Annotated in this window: 33 protein-coding genes and 1 tRNA gene; 21 read left to right on the top strand and 13 right to left on the bottom strand. The window is 66.0% G+C overall.

Annotated elements, in window-relative coordinates:
- Positions 1-134 precede the first annotated feature (134 nt).
- From pnp to AC5P9P_RS06780, 3 genes are all read left to right on the top strand, one after another.
- Positions 135-2,243, top strand: a complete 2,109-nt coding sequence (pnp, locus tag AC5P9P_RS06790) for a polyribonucleotide nucleotidyltransferase (RefSeq protein ID WP_033835143.1) — start codon at positions 135-137, stop codon at positions 2,241-2,243.
- 287 nt (positions 2,244-2,530) lie between these two features.
- Complete coding sequence (locus AC5P9P_RS06785; protein ID WP_164227411.1) at positions 2,531-3,721, top strand: glycoside hydrolase family 18 protein; 1,191 nt, start codon at positions 2,531-2,533, stop codon at positions 3,719-3,721.
- Between the two features lie 90 nt (positions 3,722-3,811).
- Positions 3,812-4,204, top strand: coding sequence for a VOC family protein (locus AC5P9P_RS06780; protein WP_005410442.1), 393 nt, complete (start codon positions 3,812-3,814; stop codon positions 4,202-4,204).
- 129 nt (positions 4,205-4,333) lie between these two features.
- Here the strand turns inward: AC5P9P_RS06780 and AC5P9P_RS06775 are convergent, their stop codons facing one another.
- The 3 genes from AC5P9P_RS06775 to AC5P9P_RS06765 are packed head-to-tail and all read right to left on the bottom strand — an operon-like array spanning position 4,334 to position 6,463.
- A complete protein-coding gene (locus AC5P9P_RS06775; RefSeq protein WP_005414066.1) occupies positions 4,334-5,893 on the bottom strand; it encodes a PepSY-associated TM helix domain-containing protein in 1,560 nt (519 codons plus the stop codon).
- 10 nt (positions 5,894-5,903) lie between these two features.
- Positions 5,904-6,167: a hypothetical protein gene (locus AC5P9P_RS06770; RefSeq protein WP_033835141.1), complete on the bottom strand. Its 264-nt coding sequence runs from the start codon at positions 6,165-6,167 to the stop codon at positions 5,904-5,906.
- Positions 6,167-6,463 carry a hypothetical protein gene (locus tag AC5P9P_RS06765; RefSeq protein WP_005410439.1) on the bottom strand — a complete coding sequence of 99 codons (297 nt, stop codon included), beginning with the start codon at positions 6,461-6,463 and terminating at the stop codon, positions 6,167-6,169. The genes AC5P9P_RS06770 and AC5P9P_RS06765 overlap by 1 nt, the downstream gene beginning before the upstream one ends.
- Before the next feature lie 428 nt (positions 6,464-6,891).
- Here AC5P9P_RS06765 and thrS point away from each other — a divergent pair, with 428 nt between their 5' ends.
- The 9 genes from thrS (at position 6,892) to AC5P9P_RS06720 (ending at position 14,716) form a co-directional block, all read left to right on the top strand.
- On the top strand, positions 6,892-8,793 hold the full coding sequence (gene thrS / locus AC5P9P_RS06760; protein WP_005410438.1) for a threonine--tRNA ligase: 1,902 nt from the start codon (positions 6,892-6,894) through the stop codon (positions 8,791-8,793).
- A gap of 48 nt (positions 8,794-8,841) precedes the next feature.
- Positions 8,842-9,384: a translation initiation factor IF-3 gene (infC, locus tag AC5P9P_RS06755; RefSeq protein ID WP_005410437.1), complete on the top strand. Its 543-nt coding sequence runs from the start codon at positions 8,842-8,844 to the stop codon at positions 9,382-9,384.
- A gap of 264 nt (positions 9,385-9,648) precedes the next feature.
- A complete protein-coding gene (rpmI, locus tag AC5P9P_RS06750; protein WP_005410436.1) occupies positions 9,649-9,846 on the top strand; it encodes a 50S ribosomal protein L35 in 198 nt (65 codons plus the stop codon).
- Between the two features lie 11 nt (positions 9,847-9,857).
- Positions 9,858-10,217, top strand: a complete 360-nt coding sequence (gene rplT, locus AC5P9P_RS06745; RefSeq protein WP_005410435.1) for a 50S ribosomal protein L20 — start codon at positions 9,858-9,860, stop codon at positions 10,215-10,217.
- A 192-nt stretch (positions 10,218-10,409) separates the two neighbouring features.
- Positions 10,410-11,405, top strand: a complete 996-nt coding sequence (locus AC5P9P_RS06740) for a phenylalanine--tRNA ligase subunit alpha (RefSeq protein ID WP_005410434.1) — start codon at positions 10,410-10,412, stop codon at positions 11,403-11,405.
- A gap of 120 nt (positions 11,406-11,525) precedes the next feature.
- Positions 11,526-13,907: a phenylalanine--tRNA ligase subunit beta gene (gene pheT / locus AC5P9P_RS06735; RefSeq protein ID WP_005410433.1), complete on the top strand. Its 2,382-nt coding sequence runs from the start codon at positions 11,526-11,528 to the stop codon at positions 13,905-13,907.
- Between the two features lie 27 nt (positions 13,908-13,934).
- Positions 13,935-14,234, top strand: coding sequence for an integration host factor subunit alpha (locus AC5P9P_RS06730; RefSeq protein ID WP_005410432.1), 300 nt, complete (start codon positions 13,935-13,937; stop codon positions 14,232-14,234).
- Positions 14,215-14,571, top strand: a complete 357-nt coding sequence (locus AC5P9P_RS06725) for a MerR family transcriptional regulator (RefSeq protein ID WP_005410431.1) — start codon at positions 14,215-14,217, stop codon at positions 14,569-14,571. Before AC5P9P_RS06730 ends, AC5P9P_RS06725 begins: the two co-directional genes overlap by 20 nt.
- Before the next feature lie 68 nt (positions 14,572-14,639).
- Positions 14,640-14,716 (top strand) — tRNA-Pro (locus tag AC5P9P_RS06720).
- A gap of 65 nt (positions 14,717-14,781) precedes the next feature.
- Here the strand turns inward: AC5P9P_RS06720 and AC5P9P_RS06715 are convergent.
- The 3 genes from AC5P9P_RS06715 to AC5P9P_RS06705 are packed head-to-tail and all read right to left on the bottom strand — an operon-like array spanning position 14,782 to position 16,168.
- Entirely contained in the window at positions 14,782-15,222 is a 441-nt protein-coding gene (locus tag AC5P9P_RS06715; protein WP_164227413.1) for a GNAT family N-acetyltransferase, read from the bottom strand.
- Complete coding sequence (locus AC5P9P_RS06710) at positions 15,219-15,662, bottom strand: DUF6713 family protein (RefSeq protein WP_288416230.1); 444 nt, start codon at positions 15,660-15,662, stop codon at positions 15,219-15,221. Before AC5P9P_RS06710 ends, AC5P9P_RS06715 begins: the two co-directional genes overlap by 4 nt.
- Positions 15,659-16,168 carry a DUF3011 domain-containing protein gene (locus AC5P9P_RS06705; RefSeq protein ID WP_005410428.1) on the bottom strand — a complete coding sequence of 170 codons (510 nt, stop codon included), beginning with the start codon at positions 16,166-16,168 and terminating at the stop codon, positions 15,659-15,661. The genes AC5P9P_RS06710 and AC5P9P_RS06705 overlap by 4 nt, the downstream gene beginning before the upstream one ends.
- Before the next feature lie 243 nt (positions 16,169-16,411).
- Here AC5P9P_RS06705 and AC5P9P_RS06700 point away from each other — a divergent pair, with 243 nt between their 5' ends.
- Positions 16,412-16,807 (top strand): hypothetical protein, encoded by a 396-nt coding sequence (locus tag AC5P9P_RS06700; protein ID WP_033833235.1) that lies wholly within the window; start codon positions 16,412-16,414, stop codon positions 16,805-16,807.
- 24 nt (positions 16,808-16,831) lie between these two features.
- Here the strand turns inward: AC5P9P_RS06700 and AC5P9P_RS06695 are convergent, their stop codons facing one another.
- Complete coding sequence (locus AC5P9P_RS06695; RefSeq protein ID WP_231522362.1) at positions 16,832-17,524, bottom strand: aspartate/glutamate racemase family protein; 693 nt, start codon at positions 17,522-17,524, stop codon at positions 16,832-16,834.
- 85 nt (positions 17,525-17,609) lie between these two features.
- Between AC5P9P_RS06695 and AC5P9P_RS06690 the strand changes: the two genes are divergently transcribed.
- From AC5P9P_RS06690 to AC5P9P_RS06670, 5 genes are all read left to right on the top strand, one after another.
- Positions 17,610-17,921, top strand: coding sequence for an ArsR/SmtB family transcription factor (locus tag AC5P9P_RS06690; RefSeq protein WP_049402320.1), 312 nt, complete (start codon positions 17,610-17,612; stop codon positions 17,919-17,921).
- Positions 17,921-18,271: an SRPBCC family protein gene (locus AC5P9P_RS06685; protein WP_033833233.1), complete on the top strand. Its 351-nt coding sequence runs from the start codon at positions 17,921-17,923 to the stop codon at positions 18,269-18,271. The genes AC5P9P_RS06690 and AC5P9P_RS06685 overlap by 1 nt, the downstream gene beginning before the upstream one ends.
- Before the next feature lie 37 nt (positions 18,272-18,308).
- The gene (locus AC5P9P_RS06680) at positions 18,309-18,917 is read left to right on the top strand and encodes an ATP-dependent Clp protease proteolytic subunit (protein ID WP_033833232.1); all 609 of its coding nucleotides are present in this window, start codon (positions 18,309-18,311) and stop codon (positions 18,915-18,917) included.
- A gap of 99 nt (positions 18,918-19,016) precedes the next feature.
- Complete coding sequence (locus AC5P9P_RS06675) at positions 19,017-19,658, top strand: LysE family translocator (RefSeq protein ID WP_495232660.1); 642 nt, start codon at positions 19,017-19,019, stop codon at positions 19,656-19,658.
- A 94-nt stretch (positions 19,659-19,752) separates the two neighbouring features.
- Entirely contained in the window at positions 19,753-19,926 is a 174-nt protein-coding gene (locus tag AC5P9P_RS06670) for a DUF1328 domain-containing protein (protein WP_005410424.1), read from the top strand.
- A 22-nt stretch (positions 19,927-19,948) separates the two neighbouring features.
- Here the strand turns inward: AC5P9P_RS06670 and AC5P9P_RS06665 are convergent, their stop codons facing one another.
- The 4 genes from AC5P9P_RS06665 to AC5P9P_RS06650 form a co-directional block, all read right to left on the bottom strand.
- Positions 19,949-20,281 carry an SMR family transporter gene (locus tag AC5P9P_RS06665; protein ID WP_005410423.1) on the bottom strand — a complete coding sequence of 111 codons (333 nt, stop codon included), beginning with the start codon at positions 20,279-20,281 and terminating at the stop codon, positions 19,949-19,951.
- Positions 20,282-20,294: 13 nt separating this feature from the next.
- Positions 20,295-20,867, bottom strand: coding sequence for a TetR/AcrR family transcriptional regulator (locus AC5P9P_RS06660; RefSeq protein WP_012480869.1), 573 nt, complete (start codon positions 20,865-20,867; stop codon positions 20,295-20,297).
- Between the two features lie 88 nt (positions 20,868-20,955).
- Entirely contained in the window at positions 20,956-21,189 is a 234-nt protein-coding gene (locus AC5P9P_RS06655) for a DUF1653 domain-containing protein (protein WP_005410421.1), read from the bottom strand.
- A 12-nt stretch (positions 21,190-21,201) separates the two neighbouring features.
- Positions 21,202-21,486, bottom strand: a complete 285-nt coding sequence (locus tag AC5P9P_RS06650) for a hypothetical protein (protein ID WP_005410420.1) — start codon at positions 21,484-21,486, stop codon at positions 21,202-21,204.
- Positions 21,487-21,889: 403 nt separating this feature from the next.
- Between AC5P9P_RS06650 and AC5P9P_RS06645 the strand changes: the two genes are divergently transcribed.
- The 3 genes from AC5P9P_RS06645 (at position 21,890) to AC5P9P_RS06635 (ending at position 23,159) form a co-directional block, all read left to right on the top strand.
- Positions 21,890-22,096, top strand: a complete 207-nt coding sequence (locus AC5P9P_RS06645; protein ID WP_005410418.1) for a hypothetical protein — start codon at positions 21,890-21,892, stop codon at positions 22,094-22,096.
- Positions 22,097-22,226: 130 nt separating this feature from the next.
- Positions 22,227-22,787, top strand: a complete 561-nt coding sequence (locus AC5P9P_RS06640) for a DUF3011 domain-containing protein (RefSeq protein WP_005410417.1) — start codon at positions 22,227-22,229, stop codon at positions 22,785-22,787.
- Between the two features lie 168 nt (positions 22,788-22,955).
- On the top strand, positions 22,956-23,159 hold the full coding sequence (locus AC5P9P_RS06635; RefSeq protein WP_005410416.1) for a hypothetical protein: 204 nt from the start codon (positions 22,956-22,958) through the stop codon (positions 23,157-23,159).
- Between the two features lie 153 nt (positions 23,160-23,312).
- Here the strand turns inward: AC5P9P_RS06635 and dxs are convergent, their stop codons facing one another.
- Entirely contained in the window at positions 23,313-25,220 is a 1,908-nt protein-coding gene (gene dxs, locus AC5P9P_RS06630) for a 1-deoxy-D-xylulose-5-phosphate synthase (RefSeq protein ID WP_033833240.1), read from the bottom strand.
- Between the two features lie 105 nt (positions 25,221-25,325).
- Positions 25,326-25,991, bottom strand: coding sequence for an HNH endonuclease (locus AC5P9P_RS06625; RefSeq protein WP_005410414.1), 666 nt, complete (start codon positions 25,989-25,991; stop codon positions 25,326-25,328).
- Positions 25,992-26,473 lie beyond the last annotated feature (482 nt).

Raw genomic sequence — 26,473 nt, 5'->3', positions numbered from 1 at the left:
GCGCAGCGATGCGCCGCGGTTTTGTTTTGTAGTACCGCAATCCCCGATTCAGGCCGGAACGATCCGGCCACCCGCTGGCGGCAAGGGTCGCCGACGGTCCAAATTCGCAGACAGCATCCCCAAGGACACCCTCCGTGGCAAAAATCACCAAAACCTTCCAGTACGGCAAGCACACCGTCACGCTTGAGACCGGCGAAGTCGCCCGTCAGGCCAGCGGCGCCGTCATCGTCAAGATGGACGACACCGTACTGCTGGTCACCGCCGTCGCCGCCAAGAGCGCGCGCGAAGGCCAGGACTTCTTCCCGCTGACCGTCGATTATCAGGAAAAGTTCTACGCCGGCGGCCGTATCCCGGGTGGTTTCTTCAAGCGTGAAGGCCGTGCGACCGAGAAGGAAACCCTGATCTCGCGTCTGATCGACCGTCCGATTCGTCCGCTGTTCCCGGAAGACTACAAGAACGAAGTGCAGATCATCGCCACGGTCATGTCGTTGAACCCGGACGTGGACGGCGACATCCCGGCCCTGATCGGTGCCTCCGCTGCCCTGGCCCTGGCCGGCACCCCGTTCATGGGTCCGATCGGCGCTGCCAAGGTCGGTTACAAGAACGGCGAGTACATCCTGAACCCGACCGTCAGCGAACTGGCTGACTCGCAGCTGGAACTGGTCGTCGCCGGTACCTCCAACGCCGTGCTGATGGTTGAATCCGAAGCCGCGCTGCTGTCCGAAGAAGTGATGCTGGGCGCCGTGACCTTCGGTCACCGCGAAATGCAGAAGGTCATCAACGCGATCAACGAGCTGACCGTCGAAGCCGGCACCAAGCCGTCGACCTGGGAAGCCCCGGCCAAGAACGACGCGCTGATCTCCGCCCTGAAGGAAGCCATCGGCCCGCGCCTGGGCGAAGCCTTCCAGGTGCGTGACAAGCTGCAGCGCCGCGACGCCATCTCGGCAATCAAGAAGGACGTGTTCGAAACCCTGGCTGGCCGCGTGGCCGCCGAAGGCTGGAACCCGGCCGAGCTGTCGAAGGAATTCGGCGAGCTGGAATACCGCACCATGCGTGACTCGGTGCTGGACACCAAGGTCCGTATCGACGGCCGTGCGCTGGACACCGTTCGCCCGATCGCCGTGAAGACCGGTGTGCTGCCGCGTACCCACGGTTCCTCGCTGTTCACCCGTGGCGAAACCCAGGCCATCGTGACCATCACCCTGGGCACCGCCCGTGACGGCCAGGTCATCGACGCCGTTGCCGGTGAGTACAAGGAAAACTTCCTGTTCCACTACAACTTCCCCCCGTTCTCGGTGGGTGAGTGCGGTCGCATGATGGGCCCGAAGCGCCGCGAAATCGGCCACGGTCGCCTGGCCAAGCGCGGCGTGCTGGCTGTCATGCCGTCGCTGGAAGCCTTCCCGTACACCATCCGCGTCGTCTCGGAAATCACCGAGTCGAACGGTTCCTCGTCGATGGCCTCGGTCTGCGGCTCGTCGCTGGCCCTGATGGACGCCGGCGTGCCGGTGAAGGCTCCGGTGGCCGGTATCGCCATGGGTCTGGTCAAGGAAGGCGAGCGCTTCGTCGTCCTGTCCGACATCCTGGGTGACGAAGATCACCTGGGCGACATGGACTTCAAGGTCGCCGGTACCGCTGAGGGCATTTCCGCCCTGCAGATGGACATCAAGATCGAAGGCATCACCGAAGAGATCATGAAGCAGGCCCTGCAGCAGGCCAAGGCTGGCCGTCTGCACATCCTGGGCGAAATGGCCCACGGCCTGACCGCTCCGCGTGAAGAGCTGTCGGACTACGCGCCGCGCCTGCTGACCATCAAGATCCACCCGGACAAGATCCGCGAAGTGATCGGCAAGGGTGGTTCGACCATCCAGGCCATCACCAAGGAAACCGGCACCCAGATCGACATCCAGGACGACGGCACCATCGTCATCGCTTCGGTCAACGCCATCGCTGCGCAGGCCGCCAAGGCCCGCATCGAGCAGATCACCTCGGACGTCGAACCGGGCCGCATCTATGAAGGCAAGGTCGCCAAGATCATGGACTTCGGTGCGTTCGTCACCATCCTGCCGGGCAAGGACGGTCTGGTCCACGTGTCGCAGATCTCCAGCGATCGCGTCGAGAAGGTCGGCGACGTGCTGAAGGAAGGCGATGTGGTCAAGGTCAAGGTGCTGGAAGTCGACAAGCAGGGCCGTATCCGCCTGTCGATGAAGGCCGTGGAAGAAGGCGGCGCCGCCAGCGCCGAGTAATCGACCTCCGGTCAATTACGGTAGGTGTCAACCTTGGTTGACACGCTTCTGGAATCGCTGAATTGAAAAAGCGGGCTTCGGCCCGCTTTTTCTTTGCCTCGCTGTTATGAAGAACCGCGCACCCAGGTCGTTGAATGTCCTGCCGCGGTGCACGAGAGGCGCTACGCAGCCATCGTTCTGTCGCGGTTGCGCGGATCGCACCTGTCCACTGGAAGACATGCCGCGACAACCATCCCGCAGCTCCATCCGTTTGCTAACGTGGCTGCGCCTTCGAACCGGGAGATCCCATGTTCCGCCAGACCGTGGCCGTCCTTGCCGTGCTGATTGCCGGCGCCCTGCCCATTGCCTTGCATGCCGCGCCCGCACAGCCGCCGATCTTCGGTGCCTACTACCCCGGCGGCTCGGCCGAGCGCTACCCGGTGTCGAGCATTCCGGCCGAGCGCCTCACCCACCTGTTCTACGCGTTCTCCACCATCAAGGACGGCCGCTGCACGGTCGGCGCCGAAGCGCCGAAGAATTTTGCTGCGCTGGCCAAGCTGAAGAAGGCGCACCCGCATCTGCGCACGCTGATCTCAATTGGTGGATGGGGCGCAGGTGGATTCTCCGATGCAGCGCTGACCGAGGCCAGCCGCAAGCGCCTGGTCGACTCGTGCATGGCGCTGTTTTTCGACCGCCATGCCGGCAGCTTCGATGGCGTGGACATCGACTGGGAGTTCCCGGTCAGTGGCGGACCGAACGAGCTGGCGCACCGCCCGCAGGATCGTGCCAACCTGACCCGGCTCGCGCAGGCGTTCCGCGTGGCACTCGACGCGCACGAGTGCAAGGAGCGACAGCCGATGCTGCTGACCGCCGCGCTGGCCGCCGGTCGCCTGCAGACCGATGGCCCCTACGATCCAGCAGCGAGCTACGACCTGCCGGCGTTGGCCAAGGTGTTCGATTTCATCAACCTGATGAGCTACGACATGGGCACCGGTTTCTCGGCGGTGTCGACCTTCAATGCGCCGCTGCATGAAGTGCCGGCCGATCCGCTGGCCCCGGAGCTGCGGCGCTGGAACAACGTGGCCGGCGCGGTGCAGTACTACCGCGAGCACGGCGTGCCGGCCGAGAAGCTGGTGCTGGGCGTACCCTTCTACGGGCGCGGCTTCAAGGTCACCGGCGATGCAGCGGATGGGCTGTACCAGTCCTACAGTGCGCCGGCCGATGCCGGCGACTGGCGGGTGATCAAGGCGCGCTATCTCGATCAGCCGGGTTGGACGAAACACTGGCAGCCGCAGGCGCAGAGCCCGTGGCTGTACAGCGCCGGGCAGAAGATCTTCATCAGCTATGAAGACCCGCGCTCGATCGGCCTGCGTGCGCAGTTCGCCCGTGAGCAGGGCCTGGCCGGGGTGTTCATGTGGGAGCTGACCGGCGACGACGAACAGGCCAGCCTGCTCAACGCCATGCTGGGCCCCTGGCAGAAGGCGCGCATCGGCGATTGAGCTGCATCAGGCGATGCCCGGCGCAATGCCGCAATGCCACTGGCCCAACCCCGCACAGCATCGCCACGCCCGCAGCGTTACGCTGCGGGCATGATCCATCTTGAACGCCTGGACCACCTGGTCCTCACCGTCGCCGACATCGACCGCAGCTGTGATTTCTACCAGCGCGTGCTCGGCATGCAGGTCGTGCGCTTCGGCGCGGGTCGTACCGCGTTGCAGTTCGGCCAGCAGAAGATCAATCTGCATGCGGCCAGTGCTCCACTGCAGCCGCATGCGCTGCGGCCCACGCCGGGCAGTGCCGACCTGTGCCTGGTCACGCGCATGGCGACAGTCGATGTGCTGTCCCACCTGCAGGCGCAGTCCGTTGCAGTGGAGGAGGGGCCGGTTGCACGCACCGGCGCGCTGGGGCCGATCGAATCGGTGTATTTCCGCGACCCGGATGGCAACCTGATCGAAGTGAGTCGTTACCCCGGCGAGGCATGATCCTGCTTGGGTAGCGTCGAGCTTGCTCGACGGTGCTTGGCGCGAAATCAACAGCTGTCGAGCAAGCTCGACGCTACAGGGGGCGTTGCGCGCAATGGTAGTTAGCGCCGGGGCATGCCCGGCGAAGGCTCAGTTGGCCCAGACGCTGTTGGGATCGCCGTTGCGGGCGCGGCGCTGGCTGGCCACTGCCAGGCGGGCGAAGCCGAAGGCCATGGCCAGCGCGATGGCGTCGACCCAGAACAGCGGCCAGTGGCCACGCGCGGCGGCGCGCCAGAGCCAGTCACCATTGAGTGCGCCGTGCAGCACCGGTACCAGCGCGGTACTGATCGCCGCCGCCCACAGCAACTCGCGTGCGGCCTGCGCCGGGCGTCGCAGCGCGGCCCACAGCGCACAGGCCGCCCAACTGCCGAAGCAGGCCCAGCGGATGCCGCGATCGACCGCCGTCGGCGCCAGCCGCTCCAGCACCAGCGCGGTGACGAACGCGACCGAGATCGCCACGCACAGGCCGATGCACACGCCGACCGTCGCCCGCGCCATGTTCACCCCGGCGCGCGGCTGCTGCGGCTGGCGACGCTTGCGCCGCGACTCGATCCACAGCAGGTTGCCCGAATAGAACAGGAACGCACCGCCAAGGCCGAGCAGGAAGTACAGCCAGACCACCACGCCGTTGCCGAATTCGCCGAAGTGCAGCGCGTAGGCGGCGCTGAGCGTGGCGTGGTTGGCGTCGCGCTGGCCCGGCAGCTGCGAGGCCAGAACGTCGCCGGTGGCCACGTCCAGCGCCACCGCGCCAAGCGGGCCGAGCGTGCCGGTGGATTCGCCGGTGATCTCGATGGTGGCATTGGCATCGCCGGCATTGGCCAGCTTCAGGTAGGCCGGCTCGAAGTTGGCCACGCCCTGTGCGCGGGCGACTTCAAGCGCGCGCGCATGCAGCACGCGCAGGCTGCCCGGCGGTGCCGGAATGCCACTGGCATCGCGCACGGGCGCGGTGTCCATCGCCGTCGGCACCGCCTGCAGCGCCTTGCCGTCGTAGATCAACGGGTTGAGCAGGGCCATCTGCACGAACACCAGGCAGAGCAGGGCACCAGTGACCGCGAACATCAGGTGGAAAGGCAGGCTGAGCACGCCGATCACGTTGTGCGCGTCCTGCCACAGCTGCTTCAGGTTGCGGCCCGGACGCAGCGCGAACAGGTCGCCGAGCAGCTTCGGCAGATGGATCACCAGGCCGCTGAGCAGTGCCATGCCGTACAGCAGGCTGACAATGCCCATCACGTAGATCCCGGCCACGGGCAGGCCGAGGCTGTAATGGAGCTCGTTGACCAGTTCGGCCAGTCCGGTCTGCGGTGGTGTGGGGCTGCCGGCGATCTGGCCGGGCCAGGCATAGCGCCAGCTGCCGTCATCGGCCTGCCAGTATGCAAGCGGCTGCGGGTGTTCGGCGCCGGGGAAGGTCATGCCGACGTGGCGGCGTGCCTCCGGATGCGCAGCCAGCACGTCTTCCAGCAGGTACTGCGCATCGTCCAGCCCGGCGGGCAGTGCGGTGGCGGCTCCCGGGGTCTGCCACAGTGGCAGGTCGTGATGGAACAGGGTCAGCGCACCTGCGTAGAAGGCCACGAACAGGCCGAAGCCCGCCACCAGGCCGACCCAGGTATGCAGGGTGGTGAACGTGCGCAGGGTCTGCGAACTGAACTTCATGGGAGAGGTCTCATTGCACCGCGCCGGTCAGGCGCAGCAGCCCGAGCATGGCGAAGCCGGCGGCGGCGCTGCCACCCAGCACCAGCCAGGCGCGCAGCGCGCTGCGGAAACTGAACGCCCACAGGGCGGCCAGCATCCACAGCGGGATGAAAGCGATCAGGGTCGGCACCAGCGCCCGCTGCCAGGGGCCGGGCGGTACCCATGCCAGCAGGCCGGTCGCGGCCGCGGCCAGGAAGAAGCCGGCCACGACGCCAGCGAAGGCGCGCGGCCACATCAGGGCGACTCCGTGCCGGGACGGTGCCAGGCGGCCAGCGCCGGCAACAGCATCGCGGCCAGCATCCAGGTGCACAACATCGCCACCAGGCCGGCGGCAAAGCCGAGCTCGGCCATCCACAGCCACAGCGCGGCGGCAGCGGCGACCAGGCCGATCTGGCGGCCCAGGCGGCCGGCGCGGCGCAGGCGCGGCCAGCGACAATGCGGCGAAGCGGCATAGAAGGCCAGCGCCGAGAACATCGCTGCCAGCATGCCCAGGCTGCAGAAGCCGAGCGTGGAAAGGCCGACGGTGATCATTGCGGGCGGCCGGCGCGGCAGCGGGCCGGCGAACGCGGGGCACGGGCGGGGCCGGCGGAAGCCGGTCGGAGCGGGTGGCGCATCACGGGGTCCTGGGGGAAAGCGGGCAGGCTGGCACGGAGCGGCCTGCGCCGACATGGTAATCATTGCAATTTCACGCCGCCAGCGAGGCACATTCAGCCGACCGTACGGTAGCCCTTGGGCTTTCCCGTGCGCTGGTTTAAGATCATCGTAGAACCCTGACTGGAACAAGGTGGCCCGCGCCCAGCGCCGGCCGAGCGTGCGACATGAGCACTACCACCGCCCACTGTTGACCTGCCCCCGAAGGCCCTGTGTTCCAGGCGCCCTCGCGGCGCTTTTTTATTGCCCGGGCGCCGCCCCGGAACGCTTTCCAGCCCGCCCAGCGGGCCCCGCACGAAGCCACTGCGATGATCAACATTACTCTTCCCGACGGCAGCCGCCGCGAGTTTGAAAACCCCGTCAGCGTCATGGAGGTCGCCCAGTCGATCGGCGCCGGCCTGGCCAAGGCCACCATCGCCGGTGCCGTGGATGGCGTGCTGGTCGATGCCAGCGACGTCATCGACCACGATGCCAGCCTGCGCATCATCACCGCCAAGGACGAGGAGGGCGTGGAAATCATCCGCCACTCCTGCGCCCACCTGGTCGGCCACGCCGTCAAGCAGCTCTACCCGGACGTGAAGATGGTGATCGGCCCGGTGATCGCCGAAGGCTTCTATTACGACATCTACTCCGAGCGCCCGTTCACCCCGGACGACATGGCCGCGATCGAGAAGCGCATGGGCGAGCTGATCGCCCAGGACTACGACGTCATTAAGAAGATGACCCCGCGCGCCGAAGTGATCGAGATCTTCAAGGCCCGTGGCGAGGACTACAAGCTGCGCCTGATCGAGGACATGTCCGACGACATCCAGGCGATGGGCATGTACTACCACCAGGAATACGTGGACATGTGCCGTGGCCCGCACGTGCCGAACACGCGCTTCCTGAAAGCCTTCAAGCTGACCCGCATCTCCGGCGCCTATTGGCGCGGCGACGCGCAGAACGAGCAGCTGCAGCGCATCTACGGCACCGCCTGGGCCGACAAGAAGCAGCTCGAGGCGTACATCAAGCGCATCGAAGAAGCCGAGATGCGCGACCACCGCCGCATCGGCAAGCAGCAGGACCTGTTCCACCTGCAGGAAGAAGCACCGGGCCTGGTGTTCTGGCACCCGAAGGGCTGGGCGCTGTGGCAGGTGGTCGAGCAGTACATGCGCAAGGTCTACCGCAACAGCGGCTATGGCGAAGTGCGCTGCCCGCAGATCCTGGACGTGAGCCTGTGGAAGAAGTCCGGTCACTGGGACAACTACCAGGACAACATGTTCTTCACCGAATCGGAGAAGCGCACATACGCGGTCAAGCCGATGAACTGCCCGGGCCACATCCAGGTGTTCAACCAGGGCCTGCACAGCTACCGCGACCTGCCGATCCGCTATGGTGAGTTCGGTTCCTGCCATCGCAACGAGCCGTCCGGCGCGCTGCACGGCATCCTGCGCGTGCGTGGCTTCACCCAGGACGACGGCCACGTGTTCTGCACGGAAAACCAGATCGAGTCGGAAGTGACTGCCTTCCACCAGCAGGCGCTGGCGGTCTACCAGCACTTCGGTTTCGACGAGATCCAGATCAAGATCGCGCTGCGCCCGGAATCGCGCTTGGGTGACGACGCCACCTGGGACAAGGCCGAAGGCGCGCTGCGCTCGGCGCTGACCGCCTGTGGCGTGGAATGGCAGGAGCTGCCGGGCGAGGGCGCCTTCTACGGCCCGAAGATCGAGTACCACCTGAAGGATGCCATCGGCCGTACCTGGCAGCTGGGCACCATGCAGGTGGACTTCATGATGCCGGGCCGCCTGGGCGCCGAGTACGTGGACGAGAACAGCCAGAAGAAGCACCCGGTCATGCTGCACCGCGCCATCGTCGGCTCGATGGAGCGCTTCCTGGGCATCCTGATCGAGCACCATGCCGGTCAGTTCCCGGCCTGGCTGGCGCCGACCCAGGTGGTGGTGGCCAACATCACCGACGCCCAGGCCGACTACGTCTCGGGCGTGACCAAAACCCTTGCGGAGCAAGGCTTCCGCGTCAGCTCGGATTTGCGTAACGAGAAGATCGGCTATAAAATCCGCGAGCATACGTTGCAGCGCGTGCCCTACCTGCTGGTCATCGGTGACCGCGAGAAGGAAAATGGGGCTGTGGCGGTGCGTACGCGTTCTGGCGAAGACCTGGGCAGCATGAGCCTGCAGGCCTTCATCGAGCGGCTCCACGCCGAGGGCGCGTAAGCAAAGGTCCGGTCCGGGCGCACAGGCACCCGGACCGGTTCGATACCCTTGGGAGAACGTAATATCAGCACCCCTGACAACAAACAGAACCGCAAGAATCAGGAAATCCGTGTGCCGCGCGTCCGCGTGATCGGCAGTGACGGAGAAATGATCGGCGTGTTGTCGCGCGACGAAGCGCTGTCCATGGCCGAAGATGAAGGCCTGGACCTGGTCGAGATCCAGCCGCAGGCCGATCCGCCGGTCTGCAAGATCATGGACTTCGGCAAGTTCAAGTTCGAAGCGCAGAAGAAGGCCAGCGAGGCCAAGAAGAAGACCAAGCAGGTCGAGATCAAGGAAGTGAAGTTCCGTCCGGTCACGGACGAGGGCGACTACCAGATCAAGCTGCGCAAGATGCGCGGGTTCCTCGAAGATGGTGACAAGATCAAGGTCAACATCCGTTTCCGTGGCCGTGAAATGAGCCACCAGGAACTGGGCCGCGAAATGGCCAACCGGATCGAGACCGATCTGGGCGAGGACATCGTCATTGAATCCCGTCCGCGCCTGGAAGGGCGTCAGATGGTCATGATGATCGCGCCGAAGAAGAAGACCTGAGGCCTGACGGGCCGCCTTCCGGGGCGCCTGGCTGAAGGGTTCAGGTAAGGGGACGCCGCTGGCGTCCCTTTGCTTTTGCAGGACGCCGGTGAATCGCCGGTAAAGGGTTGCAGGGGCTGGTGGCAGGGCGGTTTTGCCTGTATCATGCCCGGCTCGACCCACCCAGGACGGGTCGTACGCCGATCATGGCAGGACGGAAAGAGCGGCCCAGGCCGCCGCCAGATCAGTCAGAAACCAGGGTCATATCCCATCAAGGACATTGCAATGCCCAAGATCAAGACCAACCGGGCAGCGGCCAAGCGTTTCCGCAAGACCGCCTCGGGCAAGTACAAGTGCGGCCACGCCAACCGTAGCCACATCCTCACGAAGAAAGCGACCAAGCGTAAGCGTAATCTGCGTCAGACGGGCCATGTCCGTGCAGAAGACGCAGGCCGTCTGGACCGCATGCTCCCTTACCTCTGAGGAACTGAAAAATGGCACGAGTTAAGCGTGGCGTACAGGCGCGTCGCCGCCACAAGAAAATCCTGGATCTCGCCAAGGGCTATTACAACGCCCGCCGCAAGGTCTTCCGCGTCGCCAAGCAGGCGGTCATCAAGGCACAGCAGTACGCCTACATCGGCCGTAAGCAGAAGAAGCGCAACTTCCGTTCGCTGTGGATCACCCGTATCAATGCGGCTGCCCGCATCAACGGCCTGAGCTACAGCCGCTTCATGAACGGTCTGCTGAAGGCCGGCATCACCCTGGATCGCAAGGTCCTGGCTGACATCGCCGTGCACGACGCAGCCGGTTTTGCTGCGCTGGCCGAAAAGGCCAAGGGCGCGCTGGCGGCATAAGTCCTTCCCGATGCCGTAACCGTTCACTCGGACGGTGTCAGGTCAAGGCAATGCATGGGGAAGGGCGCAAGTCCTTCCCCATTCTTTTTTGGGTCCCGGCGAGGCCACGACGGCAGCGCGGGGACGGCGGTGGCGACAGGGGTCGGCCCTTCGCGCATCGCGATGGCAGATCGACTGGAGTTCCAGCCCCCCATGAGCGACATCCAATCCCTCACCACCCAGGCGCTGGCCGATGTGGCCGCCGCACAGAGCCCCGACGTGCTGGAGCAGCTGCGCGTGGCCCTGCTTGGCAAGAGCGGCAGCATCACCTCGCAGCTCAAGCAGCTCGGTGCCCTGCCGGCCGACGAGCGCAAGGCCGCCGGTGAAGCGATCAACCAAGCCCGCGACGTGCTGACCCGCGCGCTGGGCGAGCGCAAGGCGCTGCTGGAAGACGCGGCACTGGATGCGCGCCTGGCCGCCGAAGCCATCGACATCACCCTGCCGGGCCGCAATGGCGACCGTGCCGGCCTGCACCCGATCACCCGCACCCTGGAGCGCATCACCGGCATCTTCGGCCGGCTGGGCTACGAGCTGTCGGAGGGGCCGGAGATCGAGGACGACTGGCACAACTTCGAGGCGCTGAACTTCCCGCCGCACCACCCGGCGCGCGCCATGCATGACACCTTCTACTTCGGCGACGGCCGCCTCCTGCGTACGCATACCTCCGGTGTGCAGGTGCGCTACATGGGCGACCACGCGCCGCCGCTGCGCATGATCGCCGCCGGCAAGGTCTACCGCAGCGACAGCGACCAGACCCACTCGCCGATGTTCCACCAGGTGGAAGGCCTGCTGGTGGACGAGCATTCGACCTTCGCCGACCTGAAGGGCACGTTGGCCGAGTTCGTGCGCGCGTTCTTCGAGCGCGACTTCGAGATGCGTTTCCGTCCCAGCTATTTCCCGTTCGTTGAACCGGGCGCGGAAGTGGACATCGCCTGGCAGCAGCCCGATGGCAGCACCCGCTGGCTGGAAGTGCTCGGCTGCGGCATGGTCCATCCGAACGTGCTGCGCAATGTCGGCATCGATCCGGAGCGCTACACCGGCTTCGCCTTCGGCATGGGCGTGGAGCGTTTCGCGATGCTGCGCTACGGCGTCAACGACCTGCGCGCGTTCTTCGAGAACGATGTGCGGTTCCTGAAGCAGTTCGCGTAAGCCGCAACCGTGTAGAGCCGAGCCCTGCTCGGCTGCTTTCTGGATGGACGCCTGCTTGCGCATGCGCTGGGCGACCCCAAAAACCGCAACGGGAGGCACGCCTCCCACCAGGGTGACACCATGAAATTCTCCGAAAACTGGCTGCGCAGCCACGTCCCGACCTCCGCCTCGCGCGATGAGCTGAGCGCGGTGCTGACCGCCATCGGCCTGGAAGTGGAAGAAGTAACCGCGCTTGGCGAAGGCCTCGATCACGTGGTCGTGGCACGCATCGTTGAAGCCGTGCGCCATCCGGAAGCCGACCGCCTGCAGGTGTGCAGGGTCGATGCCGGGCAGGGCGAACTGCTGCAGATCGTGTGTGGCGCACCGAACGCACGCCCGGGCCTGGTCGCGCCGCTGGCGATGGTTGGTGCGCAGATCGGCGAGCTGAAGATCAAACCGGCCAAGCTGCGTGGCGTCGAGTCCAACGGCATGCTGTGCTCGGCCAAGGAGCTGGGCCTGGACAGCGATGCGTCCGGCCTGCTGGAACTGCCGGACGATGCCCCGATCGGCCAGACCCTGGTCGAGTACCTGGGCCTGCCGGACGCCAGCATCGAGATCAAGCTGACCCCGAACCGCGCCGACTGCTTCAGCCTGCGCGGCATCGCCTACGACGTCGCTGCGGCCACCCGCAGTGAAGTGTTGGACTTCGCTGCCGACGCCATTCCGGCAGTCGGCAGCCGTGAGTTGAGCATCCAGCTCGACGCCGGCGCCGAAGCGCCGCGTTACCTGGGCCGTGTCATCGAAGGCGTCAATGCTGCCGCCAGGACCCCGCTGTGGATGGCCGAGCGCCTGCGCCGCAGCGGCGTGCGTCCGGTCTCGCTGCTGGTCGACATCACCCAGTACGTGATGCTGGAGCTGGGCCAGCCGATGCACGCGTACGACCTGGGCACCCTGCAGGGCAGCATCGCCGTGCGCCGTTCGCGCGCGGGCGAGACGCTGAAGCTGCTGGACGGCCGCGATGCTGCGCTGGACGACAGCTTCCTGGTGGTCACCGATGCTGACCGTGCGGTCGGCCTGGCCGGCCTGATGGGCGGCTTCGACACCCGCGTCACCGACGCGACCACCGCCGTGTTCCTGGAAGCCGCGCACTTCGCGCCGGCCGCGATCATGGGCCGTGGCCGCAAGCTGGGCCTGCACACCGATGCCGGCCATCGCTTCGAGCGCGGCGTCGATCCGGCGCTGCCGCGCACCGCGATCGAGTACGCCACCCGCCTGGTGCTGGACCTGGCCGGCGGTACCCCGGCACCGGTCACCGAGGCCGTGCGTGAAGCCGATCTGCCGCAGCCGGCGACCATCGTGCTGCGCCGCGCCCGCATCACCCGCGTGCTCGGCATCAGCATCGACGATGCCGAAGTCGAGCGCATCCTGCGCGCGCTTGGCATGGACGTGGTTGCCACCGCCGAGGGCTGGCAGGTCACGGCGCCGAGCCGCCGCTTCGACATCGCCATCGAAGAAGACCTGATCGAAGAGCTGGCCCGCATCCACGGTTACGAGCAGATCCCGACCACGCTGCCGGGCGGTGCCTCGCGCGTGGCGATGCCGAGCGAGACGCAGCTGGACGCGCTGAGCGTGCGCCGCCAGCTGATCGCCCGTGACCAGCAGGAAACCGTCAACTTCGCCTTCGTCGACGACGCGCTGCTGACCCAGTGGCAGCTGCGCGACGGTCTGGTGCCGCTGGCCAACCCGCTGTCGGCGGAACTGGCGGTGATGCGTCCGTCGCTGCTGCCGGGCCTGGTCGCCACGCTTGGCCGCAATGCCGCGCGCCAGCTGGGCCGCGTGCGCCTGTTCGAGATCGGCCGTGTGTTTGCCCAGCAGAGCGGAGACGGCCAACCGGCGCCGCTGGAAACCCCGCGCGTGGCCGCTGCGGTCTGCGGTGAGGCGCAGGCGGTGCAGTGGGGCCTGCCGACCCGCAAGGTCGATTTCCATGACCTGAAGGGCGACCTGGAATCGCTGGCGGCTGCCAGTGGCGCGCAGCTGGAGTTCCGTCCGTCGGCCCGCGCCTACGGCCACCCGGCGCGTTCGGCCGAGGTGTTCCGCGATGGCGTGGCCATCGGCTGGATCGGCCAGATCCATCCGCGCCTGGCGCGGGCGATGGAGATCGAAGCCGACGTGTACGCCTTCGAGCTGGACCTGGAGCCGCTGACCGCCCGTCGCCTGCCGCGTGCCGGCGAGCTGTCGCGCTTCCCGGCGGTGCGCCGCGACCTAGCGTTCCTGGTGCCTGAGCAGGTGGCCTGGGCCGACCTGGCGGCGACCGTCCGCCAGGCCGCCGGCCCGCTGCTGCGCGACCTGAACCTGTTCGACCGCTATGTTGGCCAGGGCGTCGAGCCGGGCTTCAAGAGTCTCGCTATGGGCTTGATTTTGCAGGACAAGTCGCGCACTCTGACGGACCGCGACGTGGATGCGGTGGTGGCCGAGGCGGTCACTGCCATCGAGCGTGAACACCACGCCCGGATCCGCGGCTGAGCGGGCAGCACTCGGGGGTAGCAGGCAATGGCATTGACCAAGGCGGAGATGGCGGAAAAGCTGTTCGACGAAGTCGGTCTGAACAAGCGTGAAGCCAAGGAATTCGTCGACGCGTTTTTCGATGTGCTGCGTGAAGCATTGGAACAGGGACGTCAGGTGAAGCTGTCGGGCTTCGGTAATTTCGATCTGCGGCGCAAGAACCAGCGCCCGGGTCGCAACCCCAAGACCGGCGAGGAAATTCCGATTTCCGCCCGTACGGTGGTCACCTTCCGTCCGGGCCAGAAGCTCAAGGAGAGGGTGGAGGCTTATGCTGGATCCGGGCAGTAACCGCGAACTACCGCCGATCCCGGCCAAGCGCTACTTCACCATTGGTGAGGTCAGCGAGCTGTGCGACGTCAAGCCGCACGTCCTGCGCTACTGGGAAACCGAGTTTCCCAGCCTTGAGCCGGCCAAGCGCCGAGGCAATCGCCGCTACTACCAGCGCCATGACGTGCTGATGGTGCGGCAGATCCGCAGCCTGCTGTACGAACAGGGCTACACCATCGGTGGTGCACGCCTGCGCCTGGATGGCCCCGATGCCCGCGAGGAATCGGCGCTGAGCAACCAGATCATCAAGCAGGTGCGCATGGAGCTGGAAGAAGTGCTGCAGTTGTTGCGCCGCTGATCCCATTTCCATCGTAATCCGCTATACTTCACGGCCCGCCGCACTGGCGGGCACATCGCAGCATCAGTCGGGGCGTAGCGCAGCCTGGTAGCGCATCTGCCTGGGGGGCAGAGGGTCGTCGGTTCGAATCCGGCCGTCCCGACCACTGTGATGAATCAAGGAGCCTGCGCAGCAATGCGCGGGCTTTTTTGTGCGTTCTGCAGATGCTGATCAGTCTTCCGCGAAGCGGTAGATGAGTTCCGGATCGCCTTCATCCAGGCCATGCACGATGCCGCTGCCCACGAAGCCGGCGGCAGCGAGCAGGCGTTGCATGCCCGTGTTGGAGGCATTGGTCGAGGTGAACAGCTTGCCGCCACCGCGCCACGTGATCGCGTGCCGCAGCAGGATGGCGCCGATACCCTGGCTGCGCTGTTCGCGCGCCACCATCAACATTTCAATGAAGGCTTCGCCAAAGAAGTGGTGATGGATGACCAGGTAGCCGACGATCTTGCCGTCCTGCTCGGCGACCTGCACGACGCCGTGCGCCAGCCAGTCGGCAATCTGCATGATCCGCCGTGGATCAGTGGCTGTCACGCTGTCGAGCGCGATCAAGGCATCTGCGTCCTGCGGAATGCCGTCGCGCAGGTGCGGAGAAGAGGACGTCCGGTTCATCGCGGGCGCAGCTTCAGCAACAGGCCGCCACCCGACACAAAGCCGGCGAGCAGGACGGCAATCGACAGCGGCAGGTGGAATTCACTGCGACCGAACAGGGCAAAGGCCAGATGGATCAGTGCCGTGCCAATGCCGAGCCCCCCGCAAGCCAGTGCATAGCTGCGCGCCGTGGATGTGCCCAGCACGATCTGGCGATAACCCCAAAGCACGGCGCCGACTGCGAACAGGTTGAACAGCAGGAAGCCCTGGATGCCACCGGGGACATGGAACATGGCCCATTCCTGCCAGAATACAGCGTCGATCTGATGCAGGATCAACGCCAGCGGCGTCGCCAGATACCATCGTTCCATGTCGTGCTCCCTGCCGTGCAGGCCATAGTCTATCGACGCCGCCTGGCACGCACGCCTGCTCGATGCAGCCAGCGCGCGGCCGGCAGTCAATACACCCGGAACTCGGCACGGCAGCCGTCGCTGACCCACACCCCACGGCGGTCCCAGCCCCAGTTGCGGTCCTCGATGCAGGCTGTCACCGATTTCTGCCTGACCAGCCGTACCTCATGGCGCACGCGAATCCGGCACTCCTTGTCCTTGTTCTCGTAGGACTCGCAGACCAGGCGTTCGCCCTCGTTGTCGCGATCACGGCTGCGGCCACGTCCCGGCCAGCGGCCGTGTTCGTCGGCAACGAACTCGGCGCGGCAGCCGTCGGTCACCCACAGCATGCGCCGGCTCTGGCCCCAGTTCTGGTCTTCCACGCAACGGGTCACCGACAGCTGCCTGGCCAGGCGCATCGGTCCCTCGATGGGGCATTGCTCGGTCTTGTTGAACTGGGATTCGCAGCGCAGCGCTGGAATGTGATCAGTGTCGTAGTCCTGGGCGGCCACGGCGGTGGCGGCCAGCAGCAGGGCAAGGGCGGCGCCGGTGATCGGCAGCAGCGGGCGAAGGGTCATGGGGGAGCCTCGGGCGGGGATTCGGGCGGCAAGAATGACCCAGCACGGGGCCGTCGGAACGCATCGTTCCGGAAGCGGCTCAGGAGGGATTTAGTAGTGCGCACCAGCCCATGCAGAGGCTTACATCCCGTATCATCGCTGCACATCCGATCGCATCGGTTTACACCTTCTTACATGTCTTCCACGCCTGTCGGCGCAGCCTGTGGCTGCCGTCACTGGTGTGCGGGCGGCCTGCGGGGGAGGATGCGCGGACCACGACGACCACAGGGGGTTGCGTTGATCAGCAGTACCGTCATTCATCGCTCGGCCGACGCAGGTGGCGCCGAGGTGCGGGTCCTGGACACTACGTTCAAGGGCAAGCATGTGTTCGTTGCCTGGGGGCTGCGCGGGCCGGAACTGACCCGCAGCGCGGATCCGGCTGCCACTGTGGCTGCGCGCAAGGCATTGCATGCTGTTGCCGGGCATAGTGAAGGGCCGCGCAGCCCGGAAGTGTTCATCGCCAACCAGTCGGCGGTGGCGATCACGATCTATCGGCTGCTTACCGAAGCACGCTCCGGTGACGCCATCTTCTTCCTGTGCGATTCACCGGCGGTGGTCGAGTGGCTGATCACCGCGCTGGAGGTGCAGGGCGCGGACTGATTCCGCGCTCCTGCGCGCATTGATTCAAGCCAGGGCCGTGTCCACGGCGGCCCGCGCATGCAGGGCGGTGGTATCGAACAGCGGCACTGCACTGTCCTCCGAACGTACCAGCAGCATGATCTCGGTGCAGCCAAGAATGATTGCTTCGGCACCGCGCGCCACCAGTCGCGCGATCACGCCGGCATAGACCTGCCGTGAGTGCTCGCTGACCACACCAGCGATCAACTCCTGGTAGATGATGTCGTGCACGCTGCGACGATCATCGGCTTCGGGTACCAGCACCTCCAGTCCGAAGTGATCCTGCAGCCGGCCGCGGTAGAAGTCCTGTTCCATGGTGAAGGCGGTGCCGAGCAGGCCCACCTTGCGTGCGCCTGCCTGCACGATGGCCTGGGCGGTGGGGTCGGCGATATGCAGCAGCGGCAGCGTGCAGGCCGCCTCGATGCGATCGGTCAGCTTGTGCATGGTATTGGTGCAGATCAGCAGCAGGTCGGCGCCGCCCGCCTGCAGGCGCCGCGCGCCATCGACCATGTGGTCACCCAGGGTGTCCCAGTCGCCCTCGTGCTGCAGCTGCTTGATGCCGGCGAAATCCACCGACCACAGCAGCAGCTGTGCCGAGTGCGCATCGCCGAGCCGCCGCCGTACCTCCTCGTTGATGAGCCGGTAGTACTGGGCCGAGCTTTCCCAGCTCATGCCGCCGATCAGGCCGAGAGTCTTCATGCACAGCTCCATGCCAGGAGTTGCTATTGCAGCACAGGCAGCGGGTGAGTTGCACTACACATTAGTGTTTGCTAATGTGTTGATCATGATCGAAAACGCCCTGTTCAAGGCGCTGGCCGACCCCACCCGGCGCCATATCTTCGAAAAGCTGGCCCAGGGGGGGCAGCATGCCAGCGCGCTGCGCGAGGGCATGGCGATCAGCCAGTCTGCGATGTCCCAGCACCTGGCGGTGCTGCGCGATGCTGGGCTGGTGAGCGAACAGCGCCAAGGGCGCTTCGTCCACTACGAGGTCGATCCGCGCGGACTGGCCAACATCGGCAACTGGCTGCAGCGCTACCGGGCCTACTGGCCCGCGCGTATGGATGCCTTGCAGGATCTGCTGAAGGAGATGGACTGATGGACGATGTTCTGAACGAAGCGGCTCCTGCGTTGGTGATGGAGCAGTGGCTGCCAGCGCCACCGGAACAGGTCTGGCGCGCACTGTTCGACCCGGCGCTGCGTGAGCGTTGGTTGCCTGCGGCCGATCTTGCCGATTCGCAGCCCTGCTTGTGCGAGGAGGGGCGGGAGCTGGGGTTCCACCTGCGAGATGCGCAGCCCCCGCATCTGCACAGCCTGGTGTGTTTCCGGCTGCGCGCGGATGACGGTGGGGGGACGGTGCTGACCATTGTGCATCGGCTCAGCGACCTGCGCGCGCTGCTGCCGTTGGCCGCCAACGATGAGCATCGCACGGTGATGCGCGCGGCTTGAACGGGCGCCAGGGTCGAACGCTACAGGGAGCAGGCACATGCGGGACAGAATGCAGCTGGTACCAATGGTGGTGGAGCGCAGCGAGCGCGGTGAGCGCTCCTATGACATCTACTCGCGGCTCCTGCGTGAGCGCATCATCTTTCTCAACGGCGAAGTCGATGACACTGTGTCGGCGCTGGTCTGCGCGCAGCTGCTGTTCCTGGAATCGGAAAACCCGGAGAAGCCGATCCATCTGTACATCAACTCGCCGGGTGGGGTGATCTCCAGCGGCTTGGCGATGTACGACACCATGCAGTACATCTCGGCCCCGGTGCATACGCTGTGCATGGGCACTGCGCGGTCGATGGGTTCTTTTCTGCTGATGGCCGGCGAGCCGGGACACCGTGCGGCGTTGGCCAATGCCAGCCTGCATGTGCACCAGCCGCTGGGCGGGGTGCAGGGCCAGGCTTCGGACATCTTCATCCACGCCGAGGAAATGCAGCGCACCAAGCAGCGCATCACCCGGCTGTATGCGCAGCATTGCGGACGCAGTGTCGTGGAGGTCGAGCAGACCCTGGATCGCGATCGTTTCATGAGTGCCGAGCAGGCATGCGAATGGGGATTGATCGACCAGGTACTGGTACGGCGCGACGCACTCGCGGCCTGAGCCTGCCTCTGTAACCACCACATCCATGCTGCGCTGTGTGTGCCGCGGCAGGCCCGGCGCACTCTATGCTGGTTGGATCTTCTGAAGTGGATGTGCGCTATGGCCCTGCATACCTGGTGGTGGTTCCTCGCCACGGTGTTCGTTCTGTGTGGTACGCCGGGGCCGAACATGCTGCATATCCTCGGCCGCAGCGTCGGGCTGGGGTTCCGTGGCAGTGTGCCGGCGATGGCCGGCTGCCTGCTGGCGATGCTGCTGGTGCTGGTGGCCTCCGCAGCAGGCCTGAGTGCGCTGCTGCATTCCTCGCCGATGCTGTTCGAGGTGCTGCGTTATCTGGGCGTGGCCTATCTGGCCTGGCTGGGCCTGAAGGCATGGCGTGACAGTTGCCGGCCGGCACCGCCGGTGACGGTCGATGCTACGCCGCCGGTTGCGGCCTCGCTGGGCGCGTGGAAGGTGTTCCGTGGTGGCCTTCTGGTGGGCCTGAGCAATCCCAAGCTGCTGCTGTTCGCGGCGGCGTTCCTGCCGCAGTTCGTCGACCCATCACGCGGCCAGGCGCTGCAATACAGCATGCTGGTGGCCACCTTCGCCGCGTGCGAACTGTTCTGGTACGTGATGTATGCGGCCGGTGGCCATGGCCTTCGCCGCTGGTTGGCCAAGCCGTTTGCGCGACGCTGGTTCGAGCGCCTGGTGGGCAGCGTGTTCCTGGCGTTTGCCGTCGCGCTGCTGCGCTTCCGTCCGCGCTGATTCACGCCGCGCACGCGGCCTGTTCACGATTGCCGCATCGGCCACGGCCTAGCCTGACCATCCAGTACGCAGTCCCCGCGGGGAAAGGTTTGACATGATCAAGTGGGCCATCATCTTCGCCGTCATCGGTGTGATCGCAGGCGTGCTCGGCTTCGGTGGCATTGCCGGTGCCGCGGTCGGTATCGCCAAGTTCCTGTTCTGGGCCGGCATCATCATCGCCGTGGTGCTGTTCCTGCTCGGCATGACCGTAGCGAAGAAGGTCAGCTAGCGTTGATCGCGCAGCAGTGTGCTCAGTGCGCACTGCTGCGCGAGAACAGGTTGATCACCAGTACGCCGGCGCAGATCAGGCCGATGCCGATCAACGCCGGTGCATCCAGGCGCTGCTTGAACACCACCAGCCCGATCAGTGAGATCAGCACGATGCCGACGCCGGACCAGATCGCGTAGGCGATGCCGGTCGGGATCGACTTCATGGTCATGGACAGCAGGTAGAAGCACAGCCCGTAGCCGACCAGTGCGCCCAGTGTCGGCGCCAGCCGGCTCATGCCGTCGGATGCCTTCAGCAGTGATGTGGCAATCACTTCCAGCACGATGGCGGCGGCAAGGTAGAGGTAGGGATTCATCGAGCGCTCCAGCTCACTGCGGGTCGCACAGTTTCAGGGCCTGTTCGGCCATGGCCAATGCATTGGCACGTTCTTCCTCGTCCAGCGGACGCCCGTAGGCCGTGGCCCAGTAGCCATCGGCAGCGCAGCGCGCCGCGTACAGCCGCGGGTCGCCGGCTTCGCCAGGGAACTCGGCCAGCATCGCGCGCTTCCAGTTGCGCCAGTGCGCAAGCAGGCCCGGTTCCATCAGGTTGCCCAAGGTCAGGCCGATGTCGTTGTCCTGCTCCTGCTGCAGCAGATGCTCGAAGTTGGCCTGCACATAGGCGCGGCTGAAACGGCCATGGCCTTCGGGGTTTTCCTGCAGCAGGGCGCGCACGCGCGCTTCGAATTCTCCAATCAGCGCTCCGATGGCTTCATCCACCAGCACCTGCTTGCTGCTGAAATGATGGAACAACGCACCCTTGCTGACACCGGCGGCCTGCGCGACGTCCTGCACGGTCAGCGCGGCCAGGCCGTTACGGCCGATCACTTCAATGGTGGCCTGCAGCAGTGACTGGCGCACGCTGTCGGGCGCCTTGCGGCGCGAACGGGAGGGGGATGCGGACATGGCGGGAAGAAACCGACTGGACGGTACGATTGTAACGCAGGCCCGCCGCGTTACCGCGCGCTGCCGGCCATGGCCGGCAGCGGAACCCTCATGCGTCGACGCGGGCGAAACGCGGTTGCGGTCCGTGCTCGCCGGGCACCTGCTCGACGAACATGGCGTACGGGCGTACCCACAGGCCACCTTCGCCATACAGCGCGCGGTACAGCACCATCGGCTGCAGGGTCTCGCTGCTGCGGACGATGTCGAGCACTTCGTACTCGCCGCCCTTGAAGTGGCGGTAGCGGCCTGGGGCCAGGGTGGGGAGCGGACTCAGCTCAGCCATGGGTGGCGCGACTCACTTGCGCGCCGGGCTGGCCGGCTTCGCGCAGTAGGCATCGATGGCTTCGGCAGTGTTGGCCAGGCCCTGTGCCTGCGCCAGTTCCCACGGACGTTCGCAACGCTGGCTGTGCTCGCACCACTGGTAGCCGGCCGAACCGATGCAACCGTGGGCATCGCGGTCGCCACCGACCTTCGGCGTGGCGGGCGAAGTGGCCGCCGTATCGGCACGCGCAGCGGCCTGATGCTGGTTGGCACAGGCGGACAGCACCAGCAGGGCTGGAATCAGAAGAAGCGCTTTCATCGGGCGGGCTCCGTGCCTAAAGCGACAGTGTCTGTCGCAAATAGCCCTGCAGCAAGCGCTCAGTGCATGGCGGCGCGGATCAGTTCCTCGATCAGCACGAGGTAGCTGGCCACGAAATAGAACTTCAGCAGCGTCCAACGCTGCTGCGAGAAGAAGGTGCGCATGTGGAAGGGGCCCCTGTTGATGACGGTAGTGTGAAGCCCGGCTGACTCCGTGACAAGAATCACGGAATGAACAGGCTAAACGGACTCAGGGATGTGAGGGCAGGCAAGGGCTGACCAGAGGGCGCGGCATTTTCGTACAAATCTGATGGGCCACCCCTGAGGTGATCGCTAGCCTGAAGGTGTACCGGCACGTGGACCGTCCGCCTGCCGTCGCATCCTTCCATCCACAGGAGCCCCTCATGGTCATTACCGTTCAACGCAACGCCCGGCACTGGTCCGTGCTGGATCCGCAGGTGCATGACGCAACCCGATATGCGCGGGGCGCCGAGGCTTTCGATGTCGCCGCGGCGCGGGCCCTCGAGCACCACCGTCGCACCGGCCAGCGCAGCACGGTGCGGGTCGAGGCGCTCGGCAGCGCGGTGGATGCCCTGCACGTAGGAGACTGACGCCGGTCGTTGCGTGCAGTCAGCTACGGTTGCGTTGTTTGAATGGGGAAAAACCGGCGTCACGCGCCCCCCTGTGCGCCGTGCCGGGAATCCCGGATGCTTGCGCCATCGTATTCATCTGGAGATCTCGATGGGCAAGGCACTCACCTGGCGTACCCTGGCCTGCACCCTGCTGCCGATGCTGGCGGCGGCGGGTGGCGCCCAGGCGCAGAGCTATGGCTACGGCTATGACGATGACCGCTACGGTGGCCGCGAAGGCAGCGGCATCGTGCGCTGCGAGTCGATCAAGAACCGTAGCAACGAGTGCCGTCTGGAGGGCCGCGCGCGGATGATCCGCCAGTTGTCCGGCTCGCCGTGCGTGGAAGGTGAGACCTGGGGCCAGTCGCGCTATGGCGTCTGGGTGACCCAGGGCTGCCGCGCCGAGTTCGTCGGCGAGTACCGTCGTGGCGGTGGCTGGGGCAATGGGGGGGGCTGGGGCAACGGCAACGGCAACGGTTGGGGCGGCGGTGAGGTGATCACCTGTCATTCCAATGGGCACCGCCAGGAGTACTGCGACGCCCGCATCCGCCGCGGCGTGCGCCTGGTTCGCCAGGATTCGCGCAGTGCCTGCATCGAGGGCCAGACCTGGGGCTGGGATCGTCGTGGCATCTGGGTCAGCGACGGCTGCCGGGCACAGTTCCAGGTGAACTGAGCGTGCCCCTCTAAAATCAGAAAAATCTGATACAGCTCACATTTTGAACTGTCGTATCTTCTGCGATCAGGGCATCTCTGTGTGTCCCTGATCTGTTGCGACGATGCCTGCCGTGATCGGCAGGAATGTCCCGCTACCGTCGATACGCTGCCTCAAGGAGTGAGCCGCATGTTGATCCGCCTGCAATGCGAACAGCGCCAATGGCGCGTGCTGCATCCGGACCGGCCGGAGCCGATCGATTTCCGCGACGGTGCCCGCGCCTTTGACTTCGCTGAAACCCTGGCGCGCCTGCACTTTGTCGATACCGGGCAGCGCGCTGCCGTGCGCGTGGAAGCCAGCGGCGCCTTCGTTGAAGCGGTCAGCTACGGCTGAGGGCGGGGGTGTCAGGCCAGATCCTGTTTCCGGGCCCCGCTATCCACGCATGGCGTGGATCTACCGCGGAACCGGGGTCGACCCACGCCATGCGTGGATGCAGACGCAAGGTAGATCCACGCCATGCGCGGATCCACTGGGTGGCAATCGGCCTCAGCCCGCCGCGCTCAGCGGCGGGGTACCTGTGGCCAGCTGCGGCCAACGCTTGAGCACGGCCGCACGGATGCCCGCGGCGTCGATGCCTGCTTCGGCCAGCAGGTCCTCGCGGCTGGCATGGTGCTGGTAGCTGTCGGGCAGGCCCAGGTGCAGGATCGGGCGCAGCACGCCTTCGGCATTGAGCAGCTCGCCGACGCCTGAACCGGCGCCACCGGCCACCACGTTGTCTTCGATCGTCACCAGGCCCTCGTGCTGGGCGGCGACAGCCAGCACCAGCTCGCGGTCCAGCGGCTTGATGAAACGCATGTTGACCACGCTCAGGCCCAGTTCGCGGCCAACCTGTTCGGCGGCGGCCACGGTGCTGCCGAAGGCGAGCAGGGCAATGCGGCTGCCCTGCAGGCGCAGTTCGCCCTTGCCGATCGGCAGGGTGGACAGGTCGCTGCCGGCTGCAACGCCGGTGCCGGTGCCGCGCGGGTAGCGCACGGCGGCCGGGCCCGGGTGCTGCAGGCCGGTGCTGAGCATCTGCCGGCACTCGGCTTCGTTGGACGGTGCCATCACCACCAGGTTGGGCACGCAGCGCAGGAAGCTCAGGTCGAGGTTGCCGGCATGGGTCGCACCGTCCGGGCCGACCACGCCGGCGCGGTCGATCGCGAACAGCACGTCCAGGTCCTGGATCGCCACGTCATGTACCAGCTGGTCGTACGCGCGCTGCAGGAAGGTCGAGTAGATCGCCACCACCGGCTTGCCACCCTGGGTGGCCATGCCGGCGGCGAGGGTGACCGCATGCTGTTCGGCAATCGCCACGTCGAAATAGCGCTGCGGGTATTCCTTGCTGAAACGCACCAGGCCGGAGCCTTCGCGCATCGCCGGGGTGATGCCGTACAGGCGGGGCTCGGCGGCGGCGGCATCGCACAGCCAGTCGCTGAACACATCGGTATAGGTCGGCTTCTTGGCACCGGCCTTGGCCACCAGGCCCTTGTCCGGATCGAACGGGCCCACGGCGTGGTAACCGATCTGGTCGCCTTCGGCCGGCTCGTAGCCCTTGCCCTTGGTGGTCATCACGTGCAGCAGCTTCGGGCCCTTGGAGGCGCGCAGCGTCTTCAGCGTGGACAGCAGGGCGGGCATGTCGTGGCCGTCGATCGGGCCGGTGTAGTGGAAGCCCATCTCCTCGAACATCGTGGACGGCACGAACATGCCCTTCCAGTGTTCTTCCCAGCGCTTCACGAAACGCGCCGGGTTGTTCTTCTTGTCACCGAGGATCTTCTTGCCGCCTTCGCGCAGCGCATTGAGCGTGCGGCTGCCGGTGGCACGGCCGAGCATCTTGGTCAGGCCGCCGACCGCCTCGGAGATCGACATGTTGTTGTCGTTGAGGATCACCAGCAGGTTCGGTTCCGGGTCCATGCCGCCGGCGTGCATCAGCGCTTCGAAGGCCATGCCGGCGGTCATCGCACCGTCACCGATCACCGCCACGATCTTGCGGTCGTCGCCTTCGGACTGGCGGGCAATGGCCATGCCGAGTGCCGCCGAGATCGAGGTGGAGGAGTGGCCGACGCCAAAGGTGTCGTATTCGCTCTCCTCGCGTTTCGGGAATGGCGCGACGCCGTCCTTCTGCTTGACGGTGTGGATCTGGTCGCGGCGCCCGGTCAGGATCTTGTGCGGGTAGGTCTGGTGACCGACGTCCCAGACCAGCTGGTCGACCGGAGTCTGGTACAGGTAGTGCAGGGCCACGGTGAGTTCGATCACGCCCAGGCCGGCGGCGAAGTGGCCACCGCTCTTGCCCACCGATTCGATGAGGTAGGCGCGCAGTTCGTCGGCAACCGCCCTCAGTTCGGATTCGTCGAACGTGCGCAGGTCATCCGGCGTCTGGATGCGCGCGAGGCGGGGATAGCGGGCAGAGTCGATCATCATGTTCGCACTTTTTCTGAATGCCCATTTTCGCCCTCAAACGGGGGTGGGGCAAGCAAACGCCGCCGTCCGTGACAGGACGGTGAGGGTTGCATTTTCAGGCGTTCAGGTGCTCAGTTTCGACCGCTTGGGCAATTGCGCCTTCAGGAAGGCCATCTGGTCGGCCAGGATGTTGCGGTTGGACAGGATCAGGTGCTCGATCCAGCTGGGCCGGTAGGGCACGGCCAGCAGCGGCATTCCGGCCTGCTGCGGGGTGCGGTCGCTCTTGCGCGAGTTGCAGTGGAAACAGGCGGTGACCACGTTTTCCCAGCAGTCCAGGCCGCCCTTGGACAGTGGCACGACGTGGTCGCGGGTGAGCGTGGGGCGGTTGAACTGCTGGCCGCAGTACATGCACAGGTGGGCGTCGCGGGCGAACAGGGCCGGGTTGGTCAGGTTCGGCGTGGGGTCGATCGCGCGGGAGCGGGCATGGCCGCGCGCGGCGATGATCGGGTGCAGGTCCATGCCGCTCTGCAGGCCGCTGAAGCGATTGGTGCCGCCGTGGATGTGCAGGCAGGGATCGCCCAGCGTCCAGGCCACCGCTTCGCGGGCGTAGAGGCACGCCGCATCCTGCCAGGTGATCCAGTCCAGTACGCGTCCGTGGGCATCAAGCGAGAGCAGCCGGACCGAACCGGGGCGATGCAGCGTCGTGGCGTTGGGCGATGCTTCGGCGCCCGGAGCAGAAAACGGAGCTCCGGCTTCGATCAGACCCAAGCGTGTAGTGTCTGTCTCCATCGGGAGAACAGCTTATACCTGAATGTTGACGATTTGTGTATCGCCTGTCGGCGATACGCAAATCGCAACGATTCAGGTCCGCGCATTCCTCCTATCCCCCCGCACCTGTCGGTGCGCCCCCTTTAGCAACCCAGCCCGCCGTTGGCGCGCTGGGTTGCGCGCGCATTCTTCCTAATCCCCGCGCGCTGTCGGCGCGCCCCCTTTAACAAAAGGGGGCTCTTCTCCAGAGGGATTTAGGGGGTTCTCATCCACGCGTGGCGTGGATCTACGCAGATCGCGGGGAACTGTCAGAGGCGGGGCGGTGTGGGTTGGCAGGACCGTTGGCGCCATGGGCCCGAGGCATGCCTCGGGCGGGTTGGGCAGGACGCCCCAACCCCGGTCTTGCCGTGTGCGCAGGACAGCGCACACGAGCAAGGCGCCATCGAGCCCCCAGGGGTGAGGGCGCTTTGCTTGCGAAGCACTGCTTCGCAAGCGCCCGAACG

It is taken from the genome of Stenotrophomonas sp. YJH_SMC_14-1 (genome assembly GCF_059372275.1).
Note: the sequence above shows the minus strand (reverse complement) of the source record. Positions and strands in the feature narration are given on the sequence as shown.